Origin of the sequence: Burkholderia sp. 22313, assembly GCF_052045245.1 — a bacterium.
Classification (GTDB): domain Bacteria; phylum Pseudomonadota; class Gammaproteobacteria; order Burkholderiales; family Burkholderiaceae; genus Burkholderia.
In genome coordinates this window covers 103,610-121,592 of sequence record NZ_JBQEON010000010.1, presented here as the reverse complement: position 1 = coordinate 121,592, position 17,983 = coordinate 103,610, and the positions used below count along the sequence as shown (strand labels likewise).

At 68.7% G+C, this 17,983-nt stretch carries 18 protein-coding genes; 11 read left to right on the top strand and 7 right to left on the bottom strand.

From position 1 onward, the window contains the following. The first annotated feature begins 9 nt into the window (after nucleotides 1–9). The 6 genes from ACTJKF_RS11015 (at nucleotide 10) to ACTJKF_RS10990 (ending at nucleotide 4,880) form a co-directional block, all read left to right on the top strand. Nucleotides 10–1,080: an ABC transporter permease gene (locus ACTJKF_RS11015; RefSeq protein ID WP_440623566.1), complete on the top strand. Its 1,071-nt coding sequence runs from the start codon at nucleotides 10–12 to the stop codon at nucleotides 1,078–1,080. 66 nt (nucleotides 1,081–1,146) lie between these two features. After that, nucleotides 1,147–2,061 carry a nickel transporter permease gene (gene nikC / locus ACTJKF_RS11010; RefSeq protein ID WP_440623565.1) on the top strand — a complete coding sequence of 305 codons (915 nt, stop codon included), beginning with the start codon at nucleotides 1,147–1,149 and terminating at the stop codon, nucleotides 2,059–2,061. A 1-nt stretch (nucleotide 2,062) separates the two neighbouring features. Beyond that, nucleotides 2,063–2,977: an ABC transporter ATP-binding protein gene (locus tag ACTJKF_RS11005; protein ID WP_440623564.1), complete on the top strand. Its 915-nt coding sequence runs from the start codon at nucleotides 2,063–2,065 to the stop codon at nucleotides 2,975–2,977. Then, the gene (locus tag ACTJKF_RS11000; protein ID WP_440623563.1) at nucleotides 2,974–3,750 is read left to right on the top strand and encodes an ABC transporter ATP-binding protein; all 777 of its coding nucleotides are present in this window, start codon (nucleotides 2,974–2,976) and stop codon (nucleotides 3,748–3,750) included. The genes ACTJKF_RS11005 and ACTJKF_RS11000 overlap by 4 nt, the downstream gene beginning before the upstream one ends. Before the next feature lie 174 nt (nucleotides 3,751–3,924). Then, entirely contained in the window at nucleotides 3,925–4,179 is a 255-nt protein-coding gene (locus tag ACTJKF_RS10995; RefSeq protein ID WP_440623562.1) for a GlsB/YeaQ/YmgE family stress response membrane protein, read from the top strand. A 365-nt stretch (nucleotides 4,180–4,544) separates the two neighbouring features. Next, a complete protein-coding gene (locus ACTJKF_RS10990) occupies nucleotides 4,545–4,880 on the top strand; it encodes a type 1 fimbrial protein (protein WP_440623561.1) in 336 nt (111 codons plus the stop codon). 25 nt (nucleotides 4,881–4,905) lie between these two features. Here ACTJKF_RS10990 and ACTJKF_RS10985 read toward each other — a convergent pair whose 3' ends face one another. The 3 genes from ACTJKF_RS10985 to ACTJKF_RS10975 form a co-directional block, all read right to left on the bottom strand. Further along, complete coding sequence (locus ACTJKF_RS10985) at nucleotides 4,906–5,778, bottom strand: LysR substrate-binding domain-containing protein (protein WP_440623560.1); 873 nt, start codon at nucleotides 5,776–5,778, stop codon at nucleotides 4,906–4,908. Nucleotides 5,779–5,901: 123 nt separating this feature from the next. Continuing rightward, a complete protein-coding gene (gene bla, locus ACTJKF_RS10980; protein ID WP_440623559.1) occupies nucleotides 5,902–6,801 on the bottom strand; it encodes a class A beta-lactamase in 900 nt (299 codons plus the stop codon). Nucleotides 6,802–7,008: 207 nt separating this feature from the next. Continuing rightward, nucleotides 7,009–7,860 carry a peptidoglycan DD-metalloendopeptidase family protein gene (locus tag ACTJKF_RS10975; RefSeq protein WP_440623558.1) on the bottom strand — a complete coding sequence of 284 codons (852 nt, stop codon included), beginning with the start codon at nucleotides 7,858–7,860 and terminating at the stop codon, nucleotides 7,009–7,011. A 535-nt stretch (nucleotides 7,861–8,395) separates the two neighbouring features. On the opposite strand from ACTJKF_RS10975, the gene ACTJKF_RS10970 reads away from it, so the two are divergent. Together ACTJKF_RS10970 and ACTJKF_RS10965 are read left to right on the top strand one after the other, a co-directional pair. Continuing rightward, entirely contained in the window at nucleotides 8,396–9,292 is an 897-nt protein-coding gene (locus tag ACTJKF_RS10970) for a LysR substrate-binding domain-containing protein (protein ID WP_440623557.1), read from the top strand. A 55-nt stretch (nucleotides 9,293–9,347) separates the two neighbouring features. Beyond that, the gene (locus tag ACTJKF_RS10965) at nucleotides 9,348–9,734 is read left to right on the top strand and encodes an ester cyclase (RefSeq protein ID WP_440623556.1); all 387 of its coding nucleotides are present in this window, start codon (nucleotides 9,348–9,350) and stop codon (nucleotides 9,732–9,734) included. Between the two features lie 21 nt (nucleotides 9,735–9,755). Here ACTJKF_RS10965 and ACTJKF_RS10960 read toward each other — a convergent pair whose 3' ends face one another. Together ACTJKF_RS10960 and ACTJKF_RS10955 are read right to left on the bottom strand one after the other, a co-directional pair. Continuing rightward, nucleotides 9,756–10,496: a sulfite exporter TauE/SafE family protein gene (locus ACTJKF_RS10960; protein WP_440623555.1), complete on the bottom strand. Its 741-nt coding sequence runs from the start codon at nucleotides 10,494–10,496 to the stop codon at nucleotides 9,756–9,758. 110 nt (nucleotides 10,497–10,606) lie between these two features. Then, nucleotides 10,607–11,623 (bottom strand): aldo/keto reductase, encoded by a 1,017-nt coding sequence (locus ACTJKF_RS10955; RefSeq protein WP_440623554.1) that lies wholly within the window; start codon nucleotides 11,621–11,623, stop codon nucleotides 10,607–10,609. Between the two features lie 138 nt (nucleotides 11,624–11,761). Here ACTJKF_RS10955 and ACTJKF_RS10950 point away from each other — a divergent pair, with 138 nt between their 5' ends. Next, nucleotides 11,762–12,673, top strand: a complete 912-nt coding sequence (locus tag ACTJKF_RS10950; RefSeq protein ID WP_440623553.1) for a LysR substrate-binding domain-containing protein — start codon at nucleotides 11,762–11,764, stop codon at nucleotides 12,671–12,673. A gap of 53 nt (nucleotides 12,674–12,726) precedes the next feature. On the opposite strand, the gene ACTJKF_RS10945 is transcribed toward ACTJKF_RS10950, so the two are convergent. Next, nucleotides 12,727–13,881 carry a porin gene (locus tag ACTJKF_RS10945; protein ID WP_440623552.1) on the bottom strand — a complete coding sequence of 385 codons (1,155 nt, stop codon included), beginning with the start codon at nucleotides 13,879–13,881 and terminating at the stop codon, nucleotides 12,727–12,729. A 383-nt stretch (nucleotides 13,882–14,264) separates the two neighbouring features. On the opposite strand from ACTJKF_RS10945, the gene ACTJKF_RS10940 reads away from it, so the two are divergent. Beyond that, nucleotides 14,265–15,368 (top strand): OpgC domain-containing protein, encoded by a 1,104-nt coding sequence (locus ACTJKF_RS10940; protein ID WP_440623551.1) that lies wholly within the window; start codon nucleotides 14,265–14,267, stop codon nucleotides 15,366–15,368. Nucleotides 15,369–15,434: 66 nt separating this feature from the next. Next, entirely contained in the window at nucleotides 15,435–16,370 is a 936-nt protein-coding gene (locus tag ACTJKF_RS10935; RefSeq protein WP_440623550.1) for an alpha/beta hydrolase, read from the top strand. Between the two features lie 116 nt (nucleotides 16,371–16,486). On the opposite strand, the gene ACTJKF_RS10930 is transcribed toward ACTJKF_RS10935, so the two are convergent. Then, nucleotides 16,487–17,725, bottom strand: coding sequence for an SfnB family sulfur acquisition oxidoreductase (locus ACTJKF_RS10930; protein ID WP_440623549.1), 1,239 nt, complete (start codon nucleotides 17,723–17,725; stop codon nucleotides 16,487–16,489). Between the last annotated feature and the right edge of the window lie 258 nt (nucleotides 17,726–17,983).

Sequence of the window (17,983 nt, the reverse complement as noted above, 5' to 3'; positions counted from 1 at the left end):
ATTCGCCGCATGTCGACTCCCGCCTCCTCCCTCGAAGCACTGCGCACGCTGCCCGCGCGGCGCCCGGCCGTCCGCTGGGCGCTGCGCGTGCTGCGCTGGGCGCTCACGCTCGCCGTCACGTTCGCGGGGCTGCTCGCGCTGACCTTCGTGATCGGCCGCAAGGTGCCGATCGATCCCGTGCTCGCGATCCTCGGCGATCGCGCGTCGGCCGAGGCATACGCGGCCGAGCGCATCGCGCTCGGCCTCGACAAGCCGCTCGTCACGCAGTTCCTGATCTACGCGCGCGACGTGCTGCACGGCAATCTCGGCATGTCGCTGCTGACGTCGAACCCGGTGCTCGACGACATCCGGCGCGTGTTTCCGGCCACGCTCGAACTCGCGACGATCGCGACGGTGATCGGCATCGCGATCGGCGTGCCGCTCGGCGTCGCGGCCGCGGTGAAGCACAACCGGCCGATCGACCACATCGCGCGCTTCGTCGGGCTGATCGGCAATTCGGTGCCGGTGTTCTGGCTCGGGCTGATGGGGCTGCTGCTGTTCTATGCGCGGCTGCACTGGGTCGGCGGCCCCGGCCGGCTCGATCCCGTGTACGACGGGATGGTCGATCCGCGCACGGGCAGCCTGCTGATCGACGCGGCGCTGGCGGGCGAGTGGGACGTGTTCCGCAACGCGGTGTCGCACATCGCGCTGCCGGCCGCGATCCTCGGCTACTACTCGGTCGCGTACCTGAGCCGGATGACGCGCTCGTTCATGCTCGACCAGTTGAGCCAGGAATACATCGTCACCGCGCGCGCGAAGGGATTGTCCGAGCGTCGCGTGATCTGGCGGCATGCGTTCGGCAACATCGCGGTGCCGTTGCTCACCGTGATCGCGCTCACCTACAGCAACCTGCTCGAGGGCTCGGTGCTGACCGAGATCGTGTTCGCGTGGCCAGGCATCGGCTCGTACCTGACCGGCGCGCTGCTGAACGCCGACATGAACGCGGTGCTCGGCGCGACGCTCGTGATCGGCGCGATGTTCATCACCGTCAACCTGCTGACCGACGCGCTGTACCGCGTGTTCGATCCGCGTGCACGCTGAGGGCTGCGTCGACATGACCGTGTTTCCCCTGCTTCCTTCCCCGTCCATGCCGAAGGCCGTCCAATCATGAATGCCGAGCGTCTCACGCTGCGCGCGTGGCTTCTGTCCGATGCGCCCGCGTCGCGCTCGCAGGCCGCGCTCGGCCTCGCGTACCGCCGCTGGCGCCGCTTCGCGGTCAATCCGCTCAACCTGTTCGGTCTGGCGATCCTGGTCGCGCTGATCGTCGTCGCGATCGTCGGCCCGCTGATCATGCCGCACGACCCGCTGCACCAGGTGCTGCCCGACCGCCTGCTGCCGCCCGGTTCGACGTCGCACTGGCTCGGCACCGACCAGCTCGGCCGCGACATCCTTTCGCGGATGATCGCCGGTTCGCGCCTCACGCTCGGCATCGCGCTGCTCGTCGTCGTGATCGTCGTGCCGATCGGCCTGCTGATCGGCATGACCGCCGGCTACTGCGGCGGCTTCGTCGACAGCGTGCTGATGCGCTTCACCGACATCGCGCTCGCGTTCCCGAAGATCGTGCTCGCGCTCGCGTTCGCGGCCGCGCTCGGGCCGGGCGTGATCAACGCGGTCGTCGCGATCTCGATCACCGCGTGGCCCGCATATGCACGGCTCGCGCGCGCGGAAACGATCCGCATCGCGCAGGCCGACTACATCCACGCGGCGCGGCTGCAAGGCGCGTCGGGCCCGCGAATCCTGCTGCGCTACATCATGCCGCTGTGCATGTCGTCGGTGATCGTGCGCGCGACGCTCGACATGGCCGGCATCATCCTGACCGTCGCCGGCCTCGGCTTCCTCGGCCTCGGTGCGCAGCCGCCGAGCCCGGAATGGGGCTTCATGGTCGCGTCGGGCCGCAACGTGCTGCTCGACGCTTGGTGGGTCGCGACGCTGCCCGGCATCGCGATCCTGCTCGTCAGCCTCGCGTTCAACCTGCTCGGCGACGGGCTGCGCGACGTCTTCGATCCGCGTCATGGAGCGTGACATGCCACTGAATTCCGTCAACGCACCCGCGCCGCTCTGCGAGATCGACGGCCTGAAGATCGGCTTTCGCGGGCACGACGGCGTCGTCACCGACGCGGTGCGCGACCTGTCGCTGACGCTCGCGCCCGGCGAGCGGCTCGGCATCGTCGGCGAATCGGGTTCCGGTAAATCGCTGACGGGCCGCGCGCTGCTCGGCCTGCTGCCCGAAGCCGCGCACTGCTCGGCCCGCACGATGCGCTTCGCGGGCCACGACCTGATCGCGATGCCGGCGCGCGAACGCCAGCGCCTGTGCGGCAGCCAGATGGGGATGATCCTGCAGGATCCGAAGTATTCGCTGAACCCGGTGATGACCGTCGCGAAGCAGATGGGCGAAGCGTTCCGGTTGCACACGCCCGGCTTGCGCGGCCGTGCGCTGCGCGAGCGGATCGTCGACGCGCTCGCGGCCGTGCAGATCCGCGATCCGGCGCGCGTCGCCGATGCATATCCGCACGAACTGTCGGGCGGCATGGGCCAGCGCGTGATGATCGCGATGATGGTGTCGACCGGCCCGCGCCTCCTGATCGCCGACGAACCGACGTCCGCGCTCGACGTCGCGGTGTCGATGCAGGTGCTCGCGGTGCTGGACGCGATGATCGCGCGGCACGGCACGGGCCTGATGTTCATCAGCCACGACCTGCCGCTCGTGATGTCGTTCTGCGATCGCGTCGCGGTGATGTATGCGGGCCGCGTCGTCGAGACCTGCGCGGCGCGCGACCTGCGCGATGCAACGCATCCGTACACGCGCGGCTTGCTCGCGGCGAACCCGCCGCTCGCCAACCCGCCCGACGAACTGCCGGTGCTGCGGCGCGATCCGGCGTGGCTCGACGCCGTCTCGCCGGCAAGCGCGCCGATGGAGCAACAGGAGTCCACACGATGATCGACGTCGATCACGCCTCGATCCGTTTCCCGACCCGCACGGGCCATGTCGACGCCGTGCGCGATGCGAGTTTCGCGGTGCGCGACGGCGAGGTGTTCGGGCTCGTCGGCGAGTCGGGCTCCGGCAAGTCGACGCTGCTGCGCGCGCTGACCGGCCTCGTGCCGCTCGCGGGCGGCAGCCTGTCGATCGACGGCCGGCCCGTCGGCGGCACGCCGGATCGCGCATTTCGCCGCCACGTGCAAATGGTGTTCCAGGATCCGTATGCGTCGCTGCATCCGCGCTTCACGGTCGACCAGACGCTGCGCGAGCCGCTGTCGATCCACGGGATCGGCGAACCCGACGCGCGCATCGCCCGCGCGCTGTCCGAAGTCGGGCTCGGCCCGGCGTTCCGCTTCCGCTATCCGCACCAGTTGTCGGGCGGCCAGCGCCAGCGTGTCGCGATCGCGCGCGCGCTGATCGTCGAGCCGCGCGTGCTGCTGCTCGACGAGCCGACCTCCGCGCTCGACGTGTCGGTACAGGCCGAGATCCTGAACCTGCTGCGCCGCCTGCATCGCGAGCGCAACCTGACGATGATCCTCGTGAGCCACAACCTCGCGGTGATCGGCTTCCTGTGCCAGCGCATCGCGGTGATGCAGCATGGCGAGATCGTCGAACAGCTGCGAATCGAGGACGTGCGTGCCGGACAGGTCGCACGCGACTACACGCGCACGCTGCTGCGCGCGACCGAAGGCTATCGCCGGCTCGACCCGGCCGTCGACGCGCCGGCGGCCTGATACGCGCCGGACGACGACAGTACGGCCCTGCGCGCGCGTCGCATCACCTGACCCGAGCGCGACCCGGTGGCGCGCGATCCTCGGCACGCCGCGCGCTGGTCCGGCTCCACGGGGAACCACGGTGTGCCTGACGAGTCCATCTTCTTTCGTCAACAACGCAACAGGGAGGCGTTCATGCTGCAATTCATCGAAACCCTGGTGGTCGGGCTCATCGTCGGCCTCCTCGCCCGCGCGCTCAAGCCCGGCGACGACAAGATGGGCATCGTGATGACCATCGTGCTCGGCGTCGTCGGCTCGCTCGTCGCGGGCTACGTCGGCCGCGCTGCCGGTTGGTATGCGCCGGGCCAGGGTGCCGGCTGGATCGCGTCGATCATCGGCGCGATCGTGCTGCTCGTGATCGTCGGCGCGGTGCGCAAGCGCGCGGGCTGACGGCCATCCTCGCCCGCTCCGGCGCTACACGGCCGCTCGTCACGCACGAGCGGCCGTTTTCTTTTGGCGCATCGTCATTCGCAGGATCGTGGATTCGTTGAGTCCTCAACGATTTGCCGGCAAATCCTGCATCCACTGGCGCGCGCCCCCAGAGGCTACGCCATCGGCAATACCCTGTCTTGCGCCCATACAAATTTGAGATAAATTGATTGAAGGAATACGGCGTCATTTGCTTATCGCCGCTATTTCCGGTTTTCCACTCAAGAGGTTCGATGAAGTTGCCGTTTACGCATACAGCACCGCGGCGTTGACGGACTGCCATTCGAGCGGCCCCGCTGCGACGCGCTTCCTCTCTGGAGCCTGTCATGAAGCATCGCCTGTTTGCCGCCTCGTTTGCCCTGGCTGCCTCGCTTCTGGCCTCGTCCTCTTCATTTGCCGCCGGCGCGTCCGGCATCATCCACTTCACCGGCATGATCGTCGAGCCGCCCTGCTCGTTCGCGCTCGACACGGCCGACGCCGCGCATGCGCACGTGCGCCCCGACTGCCCGCGCCCGGCGAATGGGCAAGTCGCGTTCGTCGACGCGGCCAGCCTGCGCACGATCAAGACCACGACCTTTACGCAGGCCTCGCGCGCAATCGTTTTACCGGATCGCCCGGGCAACGCGAACGCGCCGATGATCGCCGTCGTGACCTACCAGTAAAGCCCGTTGCCGGAGGCGTCGCGCGTCAGTCGCGATGGCAGGCAATCCAGTCGCTGAACGCGCGGATCTTCTGCTGGCTGCCGATGGTCTCGGGATAGACGAAGAAATAGCGGGCGCCGGTCTCGAGCACGATGTCGAACGGCCGTTCGAGCCGGCGCGCGCTGACGTCGTCGTCGACGAGCGTCACGTCGCCGATCGCGACGCCGAAGCCCTGCATCGCCGCGTTCGTCGCGAGATCGAGCGTGTCGAAGGTCGGCCCGCGCTCCGCGTCGACGGCGCGCTCGCCCGCGTGATCGAGCCACGCGCGCCAGTCGCGATGGTCGCGCGTCGGATGCAGCAGCGTATGGCGCGCGAGATCGCCAACCGCGTCGAGCGGCGCGGCCTGCCGCAGCTCGGGTGCGCACACCGGCGTCAACCGCTCGTCGAACAGCGGCAGCGCGCACACGCCCGTGCCCGGCGACGTGCCGTAGACGATCGCCGCATCGAACGGCTCGGTCGAGAAATCGACGACGTGCTGCCACGCGGTCGTGATCTGCACGTGGAGCTCGGGATGCTCGCCCTGGAAGCGCATGATGCGCGGCAGCATCCAGCGCATCACGCAGGTCGGTACCTTCAGCGCGAGATCGGTGCGCTGCCGCGTGAGCTTCATCGAGATGTCCTCGATCCGCGCGAAGCTCTCGTTGACGACCGGCAGCAATTGCTCGCCCTCCGCCGTCAGCGTGAGGCCCTTCGCGTGCCGCTTGAACAGCGGGAAGCCGTAGTGCGCCTCGAGCGTCTGGATCTGCCGGCTCACCGCGCCCTGCGTGAGACACAGCTGCTCGGCCGCGCGCGTGAAGCTGCGGTGGCGGGCCACCGTCGAGAAAATCTGCAGCGCGTGCAGGGGCGGAAGTCGGCGCATGAGGAAGGGGTAGACGGATCGACCGCGCCGAACGACGGCGCGGCAAGATCGCGCGCCGACACCGGCGCGCGCTGATCGACACGATAAGCCAAACGCCGGCTTTGCGCGAGGTGCGCCGGACGCTCAGGCCGTGGCGGTGAATGCGCCCGTGACGATGCGCGCCGCCGACGCGACGACGTCCGCGCGTGCCGCCGCGTCGGCACGCGGCTGGGTGAACGACACGGCCAGCACGATCGGCGCGCGCGACGGCGGCCACAGCACCGCGACGTCGGTCGTCGTGCCGTAGCCGCCGCTGCCGGTCTTGTCGGCGATGCGCCAGCCGGGCGGCACGCCGGCCGCGATCCCGGTCGCGCCGCGCGCGCCACCGGTCATCCATTCGGTGAGCTGCGCACGCTGCGGTTCGCCCAGCGTGTCGCCGAGCAGCAGCCGCTGCAGCATGTCGACCATCGCGACCGGCGTCGACGTGTCGCGCACGTCGCCGGGCGCGGCCTCGTTCAGCTCGGGTTCCCAGCGGTCGAGACGGAACGCGGTGTCGCCGCTTTCGTGCGCGAACGACGTGACGGCCTGCGGGCCGCCGAGCACGCCCATCAGCAGGTTGCCCGCGCCCTTGTCGCCCGACCGCAGCATCGCCGCGCAAAGCTGCGCGATCGTCATCCCCGTGTCGACGTGGTTTTCCGTCACCGGCGAGCCGGCCACGACGTCATAGCGACGATACAGGATGCGGCGCGGCAGCAGTGACGCGTCGAGCGAACCGCGCGCGAGGATCGCGGCGGCGGCAACGACCGCATAGGTGCCGCACAGCGGGAAGCGCTCGCGCGCGTGGTGCGCGATGCGCGTGCCGCCCGACGTATCGAGTGCGGCGACGCCGAGCCGGCCGTTCGACGCTTTTTCGAGCGCGGCGAGTTCGGCCTGGGCGGCATGGGCGCGCCCCTGGTCGGCGACGGGTGCCGACGAGCACGCGGCGACGAATGGCGCGGCGACGGCGGCGAGCAACAGCGAGCGGCGTGTCGGAGAATGTTCCATGGATGAATGGTGGTCTGTCGGAAACGGTGGCACGAAGCAACGCGCGCGCACATTCGCGATGTGCGCGCGTTCATGCCGACGGCCGGCTCGCGACGGCATTCGCCGCGCATCCCCCAAAGACGCCCGTCGGCCCGCACGCGCGGGACTCGCATGAACAGATCCTAGCGTATCAGCGACCGCGGCCGCGTTCCAGCGGCGCGGCCCGCTTCAGCCTTGCGACGATGGCAGGTACGGCATCGGATTGACGGGCTTGCCGTCGCGCCGCAATTCGAACAGCAGCGCGACACGCGCGTTGTCGAGGTCGCCCATCTCGGCGATCTCGTCGCCCTGGTGCACGATGTCGCCGGTCTTCACGAGCAGCTTGCGGTTGTGCGCATAGGCCGTCAGGAAATCCGCGTTGTGCTGGACGATGATCAGGCTGCCGTAGTCGTTCAGGCCCGTGCCCGCATACATCACGCGGCCATCGGCGGCCGCGCGCACCGGATCGCCCGGGCGGCCGGCGATCTGGATGCCGCGGTTCTGCCCCGGCCGGAACGCATCGACGATCTTGCCGCGCGCGGGCCACGTGAGCGCCACCCCGCCGGCATGCCGCTTCGTTTCCTTCACGACCTGCCGATCGCTCGCCGACGACGCGCCCGCCTGCGCGCCGCCCGTCGCATTGCTCCCGACGGCCGGCGCGGCAGCCGGTGCGCTGGCGATCGCGCCCGCCGCCTGCAGCGGCTGCTGCCGGACGATGCGCAGCACCTGCCCGCGGCGCAGCTTGACGCGCGCGCCGAGCTTGTTCCAGGTGCGCAGGTCGGCGACGCTGCAGTCGTTCGCGGACGCGATGCCCGACAGCGTGTCGCCGCGTTTCACCACGTACTTCTGCGCGACGAGAATGGGTGCCGGCGGCGGTGCGACGGGCGTGGCCGACGGCGCAGCGGCTGGCTGGCCCGACGGCGCCCCCGCCAGCGTGTCGCTCGGCGCAACGGACTGCGTGCTTGCACAACCGGCCATGACGAGCACGGCGGCCAGGCCGGACAGCCAGGCCGCCTTGCGGTAAATCTCGCGCTGTTTCATGGACGATCGACTCCGGTTTGACAATCTTTCAAGCATCTCAAAAACGGAACGGCCGACGTGTAACCGGATGCAAACATTGATGACAAACGATCACGAATCCGACGCCGGCAGCGACTTGCTACCGGTAATACGGTCGAATTCGGAAAAACTTGACGTGTTTCGGCACGTCGGGCGGAAAAAATTTCGTGGCACGCTCTTATTTCGAATGCCTTTCAATCCGCGAGCGGCCGCGCCGGACCGCCGGATCAGCCAGCGCCGGCCGCCCGCTCAACGCAGCCAGTCGACCAGCTCCGCACAGGCCCACGCGACGCCGATGCACAGGAACAACAGGTGCAACGCGAGCTTGAACGACACGCCCCATGACGAATCGATGCGCATGACGGTCTCCGCGGTTGATATGCGGCCATGATCCGGCATCGATCCCGCCCCGAAAATGCGGAACCGCCGAACGGGGCCTCAAGCCCAGACTGAGACTGGCGCGGCGGTTCCTGCTAACTTATCGGCCAAGCCCGATCCTTACGTCCCCAACCCCACCATGCGCTTCGACCTCACCGACCTGCGGCTCTTCCTGAACATCTGCGAGGCCGGCACGATCACGGGCGGCGCCGAGCGGACCCACATCACGCTGCAGGCCGCGAGCGAGCGCATCCGCGGCATGGAGGACGAGCTTGGGGTCCCGCTGCTGCACCGGACCAAGTCGGGCGCGCAGGCGACCGACGCCGGCCGCACGCTCGAGCACCACGCACGCACGGTGCTGCAGCAGATCGATCACATGCGCGGCGAACTGCAGCAATACGGCCAGGGGCTGCGCGGACATATCCGGCTGCTGTGCAACACGGCGTCGCTCAGCGAATACCTGCCCGACGCGCTCGCCGCGTATCTGCCGCACCATCCGACACTGTCGATCAGCGTCGAGGAGCGCTCGAGCCAGGAGATCGTGCATGCGATCCGCAACAAGACGGCCGAGGTCGGCATCGTCGCCGATTCGGTCGGGCTCGGCGGGCTCGAACAGAAGCCGTTCCGCGAGGACTGGCTGATCGCGGTCGTGCCGGCCGGGCATCCGCTCGCCGCGCGCGACACGGTCGCGTTCGACGAGATCGCCGATGCGGATTTCATCGGGCTGACCGACGGCAGCGCGCTGCAGGTCCATCTCGCGGACCAGGCGCGTGCGCTCGGCAAGCGGATCCGCTACCGTGTGCAACTGAAGAGTTTCGACGCGATCTGCCGCGTGATCGAAAGCGGCGTGGGGATCGGCATCGTGTCGCGCCATGCGGCCGAGCGGGCGATGCAGACGATGGACGTGCGGCTCGTCGAGCTGTCCGACCCGTGGAGCCACCGCAAGCTGACGCTCTGCGCGCGCGCGTTCGACGCACTGCCGAAATACACGCAGGCGTTCGTGTCGTATCTGTCGGGCGAGACGCCGCCGCGCTGAACCACCCGCACCGTCCGGCACAACCGGACGACACACCCGAGGAGGCCCCGCAACCATGACCGAACCCGACCTCGCGATGCGCTACCGCGCGTACATCGACTGCCTGAACCGGCAGGACTGGCCGGCGCTCGGCGAGTACGTCGCCGACAACGTGATCCACAACAGCCGGCCGCTCGGCCTCACGGGTTACCGCGCGATGCTGGAGCAGGATTTCCGCGACATTCCGGATCTCCATTTCGAGATCCGGCTGCTCGTGTGCGAGCCGCCGCGCGTCGCATGCCGGCTGCGCTTCGCGTGCGCGCCGAAAGGGACGTTCATGGGGCTCGCCGTCGACGGCACGCGCGTCACGTTCGCCGAAAACGTGTTCTACGAATTTCACGACGGCAGGATCCGGCAGGTCTGGTCGGTGATCGACAAGGCCGCGATCGAAGCGCAGCTGTGACGATGCCGGGCGGCACGACGCTTACCGCAACCCCGTCGCGGCCATATACGCACCGAGCGCGATCATCCCGAGGAAGAAGCAGCGCTTGAACATCGTCTCGCTCATCACGCGCCGCGCATATTGACCGCCGATCATGCCGGCGAGCGCCGGCACGAGCGCCAGCGCCGAGACACCGAGATCGACCGTCTGCAGCGCACCCGTCACGCGCAATTGCAGGCCGAGTGCGAGCGTCGAGGCGGTAAACGACAGCCCGAGCGCCTGGATCAGGTCGTCCTTCGACAGGCGCAGTGCCTGCAGGTACGGCACGGCCGGCACGACGAACACGCCGGTCGCGGCCGTCACGACACCCGTCAGATAGCCGACCACCGCCGACAGCCACTTTTCGTGATGCCCCGGCGCCGGCAGCCGCGCGGCGGCGAGCCCCCAACAGCCGTATGCGACCAGCACGACGCCGAGCGCCGCGTGGGTCCACGCGCTGCCGGCGGCGAGCGCGGGCAGCCCGCCCGTCAGCGTGCCGATCGTCAGCCCGACGAGTAGCGGCCACAGGCGCCGCAGCAGCGGCCCGAACGACGGGCCGAGCCACAGCTGCCACACGTTGGTGATGAACGACGGCACGAGCAGCAGGCTGGCGGCGGCCGATGGCGGCATCGCGAGCGTGAGCAGCCCCATCGCGATCGTGGGCAGTCCGAGGCCGATCATCCCCTTGACCGCGCCGGCCAGTAGAAAGACCAGCACGATGATCGTCAGCGTATGAACAGGCATGGGAGGCGTTCCGTCCGGTTGAACACGGCGCCGATGTTGAACCACCGGCACGCCGCCCGCCATCTGGCTTTGCCTGAGGCTGGCTCGGGCTTGCCCGCCATGCTCACCGCTCAGGCGCCATGCGCCGGCCCCCGTCCCTGCTCGCTGTCGAGGTGCGCCATCTGCGCGGCCGGATAGCGTTCACCGGCAGCCGCCCCGGCGGGAACCGCCGCTTCGATGCGAGCCAGGTCATAGACCGTTAGTTGCAATTGAGAGGCTTGCAACGCGTCGTGAAGCTGCGTCCGCTTGCGTGCGCCGACCAGCGGCACGATGTCGTCGCCGCGCGACAGCGCCCATGCGATCGCGATCTGCGCCGGGTTGCTGCCCTTCTCGTCGGCAATCGCACGCAGTGCGTCGACCAGCGCGAGGTTGTGCGCGAGGTTCTCGCCCTGGAACCGCGGGCTGGCCGCGCGGAAATCGCGCTCGCCCTGCCGTGCCGCGCTCCAGCCGCCGCCGAGCAACCCGCGCGACAACACGCCGTAGGCCGTCACGCCGATGCCGAGTTCGCGGCACACGGGGAGGATTTCCGCCTCGATCCCGCGCGACAGCAGCGAATATTCGATCTGCAGATCGGCGATCGGCGCGACGGCCGCCGCGCGGCGAATCGTGTCGGCGCCGAGCTCCGACAGGCCGATATGGCGCACATAGCCGGCCTTCACGAGATCGGCGATCGCGCCGACGGTCTCCTCGATCGGCACCGCCGGATCGACGCGCGCCGGCCGGTAGATGTCGATATGATCGGTACCGAGCCGCTTCAGCGAATACGCGACGAAGTTGCGGATCGCCGCCGGCCGGGCGTCGTAGCCGACGAACGCGCCGGCCGGATCGCGCAGCGCACCGAACTTCACGCTGATCCACACCTGGTCGCGCGTGCGGCCGCGCAGCGCGTCGCGGATCAGCATTTCATTGTCGCCCATCCCGTAGAAGTCGCCCGTATCGAGCAGCGTGATCCCGTTGTCGAGCGCTGCGTGCAGCGTCGCGATGCTTTCGTCGCGATCCGCCGGCCCGTAAAGGTCCGACATCCCCATGCAGCCGAGCCCGATCGCCGAAACCTGCGGGCCCGTGCGGCCCAGTTGACGCTTGTCCATGTCCGTGTCCTTCAGGTGGTGAATGAATGAACCGGATTCTGGACGCATTGCGGCGCGCGATAAACGCGAAACGCGCAACCAAATCATTCGACGCTGATTAACAATGGAGCCTGTTCCCATCCGCCAACGCTCCCCCGCATGGATCATCTGCATGCAATGCGCATCTTCGCGCGCGTCGCCCACCTCGGCAGCTTCACGAAAGCGGCCGAGCAGTTGCAATTGCCGCGCCCGACAGTCAGCAACGCCGTCCAGTATCTGGAGAAACACCTGAAGGTGCGCCTGCTGCAACGGACCACCCGGCGCGTCGCGCTGACCGCCGAGGGCGCGACCTACTACGAACGCTGCACGCGGCTGCTGGCCGATCTCGACGATGCCGAAACGCTGTTCGACGACGCCGGCGCGTCGCCGCGCGGCCTGATCCGCGTCGACTTGCCGGAACGCTTCGCGCTGTCCAAGGTGATCCCGGCGCTGCCGGATTTCCACGCACGCTATCCCGACCTGCGCGTCGTGCTGAGCACGACCGACCGCTTCGTCGACCTCGTCGCCGACGGGATCGACTGCGCGGTGCGGGTCGGTGTGCTGTCCGACACGTCGCTGGTCGCGCGGCGCGTCGGCGAGATGGCGCAGGCCAACTGCGCGTCGCCCGCCTATCTTGCGCGCTACGGCACGCCGCGCTCGCCGGACGATTTGCCGGACCACGTCGCGGTCGGCTATTTCTCGAGCCGCACGGGCCGCGAACTGGACTGGGAATATGCGGACATGGATTCGGGCGTGCTGCAGACGGTGACGATGCGTAGCGTCGTCGCGGTGAACAGCTCGCAGGCGTATCTCGCGTGCTGCCTCGCGGGCCTCGGGTTGATCCAGGTGCCGCGCGACGGGCTCGCGCCGCTGCTCGAGGATGGCTCGCTGGTTGAAGTGCTGCCGGAATGGCATGCCGCGCCGCTGCCGGTGTCGGTCGTGTTTCCGCACGGCCGGCATCTGGCGCCGCGCGTGCGAATCTTCGTCGACTGGCTCGCGCAGACGCTCGGCGACGCGCACCGGGCGGACTGACGGCCGCCGGCGCCCGGGCGGTCAGGCCGCGGCGGCGCCGGATCGGACGATCCTCAGAACTTGTGGCGGATCGCGGCGCGCACCGCGAACTGGTTCGACGACGACGACGGGCCGTCCGTCCCGACCACGTAGCCGCCGTCGGCCGCGGTGCCCGTCTTGTCGCCGGCGACCTTCTGCCAGGCGCCCTGCAGGTAGACGTCGGTGCGCTTGGACAGGCTGTAGTCGGCCATCAGCCCGACCGTGTGGTATTTCGGCTTGACCGAACCGGCCGCGGCGTCGAACTTGCCGTCCGTGTACACGTACTGCGCGCCGAGATAGAAATCGGGCGTGAGCTGGTACTTGCCGTTGATCTCGAAGTTCTGGAACTTGGTCGCGGTCAACCCGAGGCCCGAGAACGTCGATGCCGGCAGGTAGACGGTCGACACCGGGTTCTTCACGTCGGTCTTGGTATAGACGAAGCCGACCGTCGCCGGGCCGAACGTGTAGTTGACGCCGCCGCCGAAGATCCGCAGGCGGTCGGCGACGAAGTTCGCATCGTCGGCCGCGATCGCGCCCGCGCTGCCGACGCCCGGGCTGTTCGCCTGCAGATAGGCAGCCGCCACCTGCAGCCCGGCCAGCGAATACTGCGCGCCGATGCTGTACTGGCGGTTGGTCGAGAAGCCGGTGCTGTTGCTGAAGCTATAGGTCCCGCCAAACGACAGCCCGTTCCAGTCGGGGCTCGCATACTTGACCGTGTTGTTGACGCGGAACGAGTTGTCCGTGTTGTCGTTGTCGAACGGGTGCGAGAACAACGTGCCGCCCCAGTTGCCGTTCGCGGTCAGCGGCGCGAGATAGTCGACGACGGAATCGTACTGGCGGCCGAAGGTCAGCGTGCCGAAACGCGACGCGCTCAGCCCGACGAACGCCTGGCGGCCGAACATCCGGCCGCCCTGGTTGAGCCGGCCGTTGTTCACGTCGAAGCCGTTTTCCAGCGTGAAGATCGCCTTCAGCCCGCCGCCGAGGTCCTCGCTGCCCCGCAGGCCCCAGCGGCTGCCCTGCGCATAGCCGCTCGCGAGCTGGTAATTCGCTTTCCCGACCCCATTCACGTTCACATTGTTCGTGTAGTTGAAGCCTTCGTCGATCAGGCCGTACAGCGTCACGCTGTCCTGCGCGAAGGCCGGCGCGGCGAAGGCTGCCAGCGCGGCGGCAAAAATGACGTGCTGCTTCATGACGAATCTCCGGAGCCGGTGGCCGGGCAGGTCGTTCGCCCGGCGATTGTTTGGTCTGTTTATTGAGGTGGCCCGCAGGGCGGACAACAACGCGGTGTGCGGCCGCGAGGACAAAATGGTGTCACGTCGGAAATCGCGCGTCCATCGGGGCGTGGGCCGGGCCGGCAAAGCGTTGCGCTGCTCCAACTGCCCGGTTCGCGTCGCCGTCCGACTCGCCTTGCCGGCCACGGCTGACCGGCCCGCCATCGGCGTAAACCCGAACGGCGTCGCATCGGTGGCACAATGCGCATCCGTTCGTCATTTCTTCACGAAGTCATGCTTCACCCCGATTCATGCGCGGCGGCTGCCGGCCGCGCACGCGGCGCGCGCCGGGAGGCGGCCCGATGACCGCCGCCGCCCGGGCCGGCCGCTACGCCGAGCTCGATTTCTTCCGCGGCCTGGTGCTGCTCGTGATCGTCGTCGACCACATCGGCGGCAGCATCCTGTCGCGCGTGACGCTGCATGCGTACGCGCTGTGCGATGCGGCCGAGGTATTCGTGTTTCTCGGCGGCTTCGCGACCGCCATCGCGTACAACTCGCTCGCCGAGCGGCACGACGAGGCCGCCGCGCGCCAGCGTTTCGTTCGCCGCGCATTCGAGATCTACCGTGCGTTCCTCGTGACGGCCGGCCTGATGCTGCTGATCACCGCCGCGCTGAACGCGCTCTCGATCGACGGCCCGAACATGCCGACCAACGATCTCGACGGCCTGCTCCACAGGCCGCTCGCCGCGCTGCGCGACATCCTGCTGTTCCGCCGCCAGCCGTATCTCGCGTCGGTGCTGCCGATGTATGCGTTCTTCGCGCTGCTCGTCCCGCTCGCGCTGCCGCTCGCGCGCACGCAGCCGTGGCTGATGCTCGCGTTCAGCGGCTCGCTCTGGTACGCGGCGCCGCATGTCGCGCGCTTTTTGCCGACCGTGGAAGGCGCGCCGTGGGACTTCAACCCGTTCGCGTGGCAGTTCCTGTTCGTGCTCGGCGTGATCGCGCGCTGCCAGCCCGTCTACCAGACGCTCGCGCCCAAGCCGCAGGGCTGGCTGCTGACGGCCACGGCGCTCGCGATCGTCGCGGCCGGCGCGTATTACCGGCTGCGCATCGAGCCGTTCCCGACCGATCCGTCGATCAAGCAGAACCTCGGCGCGCCGCGGCTCGCGAACTTCCTCGCGATCGCGTGGCTCGCGGCCAAGCTCGTGCACCTCGGATGGATGAAGAAGGTCGCGCATGCGATGCCGTGGATCGGCACGATCGGGCGCCAGGGGCTGCTGTGCTTCGTCGCCGGCACCGGCATCTCGCTCGCGGTCGACTCGCTGCTTTACCAGGCAACCGAAGGCTATCTGGACGTGCCGCTCGGCCTGACCGCCGACATCGTTGCAATCGGGCTGCTGTATCTCGTCGCGAAGCTCTATGCGCCGCTGGTGTCGCGGCTGCCGTTCCCGTTCCGTTCGCGGCGATGACGTGCCGCGCCGTCCTGCGCCGCTGCTACGATAGCGGGCGCTTCTCCTGAAACGATTCGATTCGCCATGCGCCGACTCGCCCTTCCGTTCGCCGTCGCCCTGCTCGCCGGCTCCGTCGCCACCGTCCACGCCACGCCTGGCGGGCCCGCGGGTTCGCCGGCGTCCGCGCCCGCGCTCGTTCCGCCCGCAACGCCCGCGCCCGCCGCGCAGGAGCCGCCGGTCAATCCGGGCAGCAGCATCGTGCTGCGCGCGTTCCGTTCGGCGTCCCTGAAGCGCGACTGGTCTTATACGGTGTACCTGCCGCCCGGCTACAATCCGGAAGGCGCGCGCTATCCGGTGCTGTACCTGCTGCACGGCAATGCCGGCAACGCGAACGACTGGATCACGCAGGGCCGGCTGCAGGCCACCGCCGACACGCTGATCGAGCGCCACGAGATCCCGCCCGCCGTGATCGTGATGCCGCAAGGCGGCACCGACTGGTACGTCGATCGCAAGGAGAAGATGCAGAGCGCGTTCCTGAACGACCTGCTGCCGGAAGTCGAAGCGCATTTCGCGGTGTCGAACCAGCGCGCCGGCCGTGCGATCGGCGGCGTGTCGATGGGCGGTTTCGGCGCGCTGCGTTTCTCGCTGCTCGAGCCGGGCCTGTTCTGCGGCGCGATGCTGCTGAGCCCCGCGATCTACGCGAACGAGCCGCCGCTCAATTCCGCCGCGCGCTACGTCGGCGTATTCGGCGACCGCCAGTTCGATCCGCGCGTGTGGCACGAGCTCAACTACCCGGCGCTGATGCGCGGCTATTTCGCGCGCAACTGGCGCGTGCCGATGTTCATCGCGGCGGGCGACGACGACCTGACGATCCAGGCCGAATCGAGCGTGCTGTACACGCACCTGCGCCGCGCGCAGAACCCCGCCGAGCTGCGCATCGTCGACGGCGGGCATACGTGGGAAGTGTGGCGCGGGCTGCTCGGGCAGGGGTTGAAGTATGCGCTGGAGTGCGTGAAGTGATGACGCCGGGCCACGCGTCGGGCAACCGCTCGCCGGCTGCCTGACGCTTCATCCTCCACTCGACTGCCGGCGCCCGCACACGGCGCGCACGGGCGCCCGGCCCGATCGCACGCATTTCAATTCCATGCATGGCGCGCCGGACGCACGCCGTTCAGGTAGTAGTTGCCGACGAGGTGATATTTCCACCGCGCCGGATCGTGCAGCGTATGCGTGCGCGCATTGCGCCAGTGCCGGTCGAGATTGTGCTCGGCGAGCGTCGACTGCGTGCCGGCCAGTTCGAACAGCTTCTCGCCCGCCAGCAGCGCGATCTCGGTCGTCAGCACCTTCGCCTCGCCGACCGCGACCGACGCACGCGCGACATCGTCGTCGGTCACGGTGCCACGTGCGCCAATCTCGTCCAGCGTGCGCGCCGCGCGTTCGAGCAGCGCTTCCGCCGCATGCAGCTGGATATGCAGACGGCCGATCTCGCGCACGAGCAACGGGTCGTCGACTGCCCGTTCGACGCCGCTGTCGACCCACGGCCGCGTGCGCGACCGCACGAACGCCTCGGTATCGGCGATCGCCGCCTGCGCGATGCCGGCGTCGATCGCCGCCTGGATGATCTGCGACAACGGGCCGTTGAGCGTCGGCTCGTCCGACACGCGCTGCGCGGGCAGCACATGCGAAGCCGGCACGCGCACGCCGTCCAGCACCACCGTACCGCTCGCGGTCGTGCGCTGGCCGAAACCCGACCAGTCGTCGATCACGGTCAGCCCCGGCGTCGGCTGCGGCACATAGGCGAGCCACGCCTGCTGCGCATCGTCGAGACCGAGCACCGGCACGTAATGCGCGAACAGCGCGCCGGTCGAATAGAACTTCGTGCCGTCGACCACATGGTGGTCGCCATCGCGGCGCACGCGTGTCTTCAGGTCGAGCACATGCTTCGTGCCCTTCTCCGAGAAGCCGTTGCCGAAGCGCTTGCCGCTCAGGATCTCCGCGAAGAAATAGCGCTTCTGCGCGTCGGTGCCGATCAGCGCGATCACGTCGACCAGCCCGAAATGGTTCTGCGGCAACTGCCCGAGCGACGCATCGGCCGCCGCGACGATCCTGATGACCTCGGTGAGCGTCACGTGCGATACGCCCGCGCCGCCGTACGCCTTCGGCACCGTGATCGCCCACAGCCCCGACTGCGAGAACCATTCGATCTCGTCGCGCGGCAAGCGTCGCTCGCGATCGCGCTCGGCCGCCCCTTCCGCCAGCCGCCGCGCGAGCGCATGCGCGACCGCGATTGCCTGTGCGTCGTCCGCGATCACGCGGGCCACCTGCGGTTTGGCGTCGGCTGGCCGGTCCTGAAGCGCTGCACTCGTCTCTGACATCGGGTTCTCCCGTCGAATCACGAAAGCATTCAATCTAGCAGTGCGTCGCGGGCCGGCAAACCGAGCGATTCACGTAACGATATTCCTTCGGATAACAAACGACATGGCGTCGCTCGGCAGTCGATTCCGCGTTGCGACGTCGCAATCGATGCCGAAGCATCGACGCTTCCCGTCGTTGCGCCGCGTAATGCGGATCGACGATAACGATCTGCGAATCCGTTATTGGAGCGCTTGCGGCGTGCTTCCTATACTGGCCTC

Coding starts and splice junctions, on each gene's coding strand:
- ACTJKF_RS10955 (WP_440623554.1), bottom strand. CDS start 11,623: ATGGACAAGCGTCAACTGGGCCGCACGGGCCCGCAGGTTTCGGCGATC.
- ACTJKF_RS10995 (WP_440623562.1), top strand. CDS start 3,925: ATGCTGCAATTCATCGAAACCCTGGTGGTCGGGCTCATCGTCGGCCTC.
- ACTJKF_RS10975 (WP_440623558.1), bottom strand. CDS start 7,860: ATGAAACAGCGCGAGATTTACCGCAAGGCGGCCTGGCTGTCCGGCCTG.
- nikC (WP_440623565.1), top strand. CDS start 1,147: ATGAATGCCGAGCGTCTCACGCTGCGCGCGTGGCTTCTGTCCGATGCG.
- ACTJKF_RS11005 (WP_440623564.1), top strand. CDS start 2,063: ATGCCACTGAATTCCGTCAACGCACCCGCGCCGCTCTGCGAGATCGAC.
- ACTJKF_RS10970 (WP_440623557.1), top strand. CDS start 8,396: ATGCGCTTCGACCTCACCGACCTGCGGCTCTTCCTGAACATCTGCGAG.
- ACTJKF_RS10945 (WP_440623552.1), bottom strand. CDS start 13,881: ATGAAGCAGCACGTCATTTTTGCCGCCGCGCTGGCAGCCTTCGCCGCG.
- ACTJKF_RS10960 (WP_440623555.1), bottom strand. CDS start 10,496: ATGCCTGTTCATACGCTGACGATCATCGTGCTGGTCTTTCTACTGGCC.
- bla (WP_440623559.1), bottom strand. CDS start 6,801: ATGGAACATTCTCCGACACGCCGCTCGCTGTTGCTCGCCGCCGTCGCC.
- ACTJKF_RS10965 (WP_440623556.1), top strand. CDS start 9,348: ATGACCGAACCCGACCTCGCGATGCGCTACCGCGCGTACATCGACTGC.
- ACTJKF_RS10930 (WP_440623549.1), bottom strand. CDS start 17,725: ATGTCAGAGACGAGTGCAGCGCTTCAGGACCGGCCAGCCGACGCCAAA.
- ACTJKF_RS10940 (WP_440623551.1), top strand. CDS start 14,265: ATGACCGCCGCCGCCCGGGCCGGCCGCTACGCCGAGCTCGATTTCTTC.
- ACTJKF_RS10950 (WP_440623553.1), top strand. CDS start 11,762: ATGGATCATCTGCATGCAATGCGCATCTTCGCGCGCGTCGCCCACCTC.
- ACTJKF_RS10985 (WP_440623560.1), bottom strand. CDS start 5,778: ATGCGCCGACTTCCGCCCCTGCACGCGCTGCAGATTTTCTCGACGGTG.
- ACTJKF_RS10990 (WP_440623561.1), top strand. CDS start 4,545: ATGAAGCATCGCCTGTTTGCCGCCTCGTTTGCCCTGGCTGCCTCGCTT.
- ACTJKF_RS11000 (WP_440623563.1), top strand. CDS start 2,974: ATGATCGACGTCGATCACGCCTCGATCCGTTTCCCGACCCGCACGGGC.
- ACTJKF_RS11015 (WP_440623566.1), top strand. CDS start 10: ATGTCGACTCCCGCCTCCTCCCTCGAAGCACTGCGCACGCTGCCCGCG.
- ACTJKF_RS10935 (WP_440623550.1), top strand. CDS start 15,435: ATGCGCCGACTCGCCCTTCCGTTCGCCGTCGCCCTGCTCGCCGGCTCC.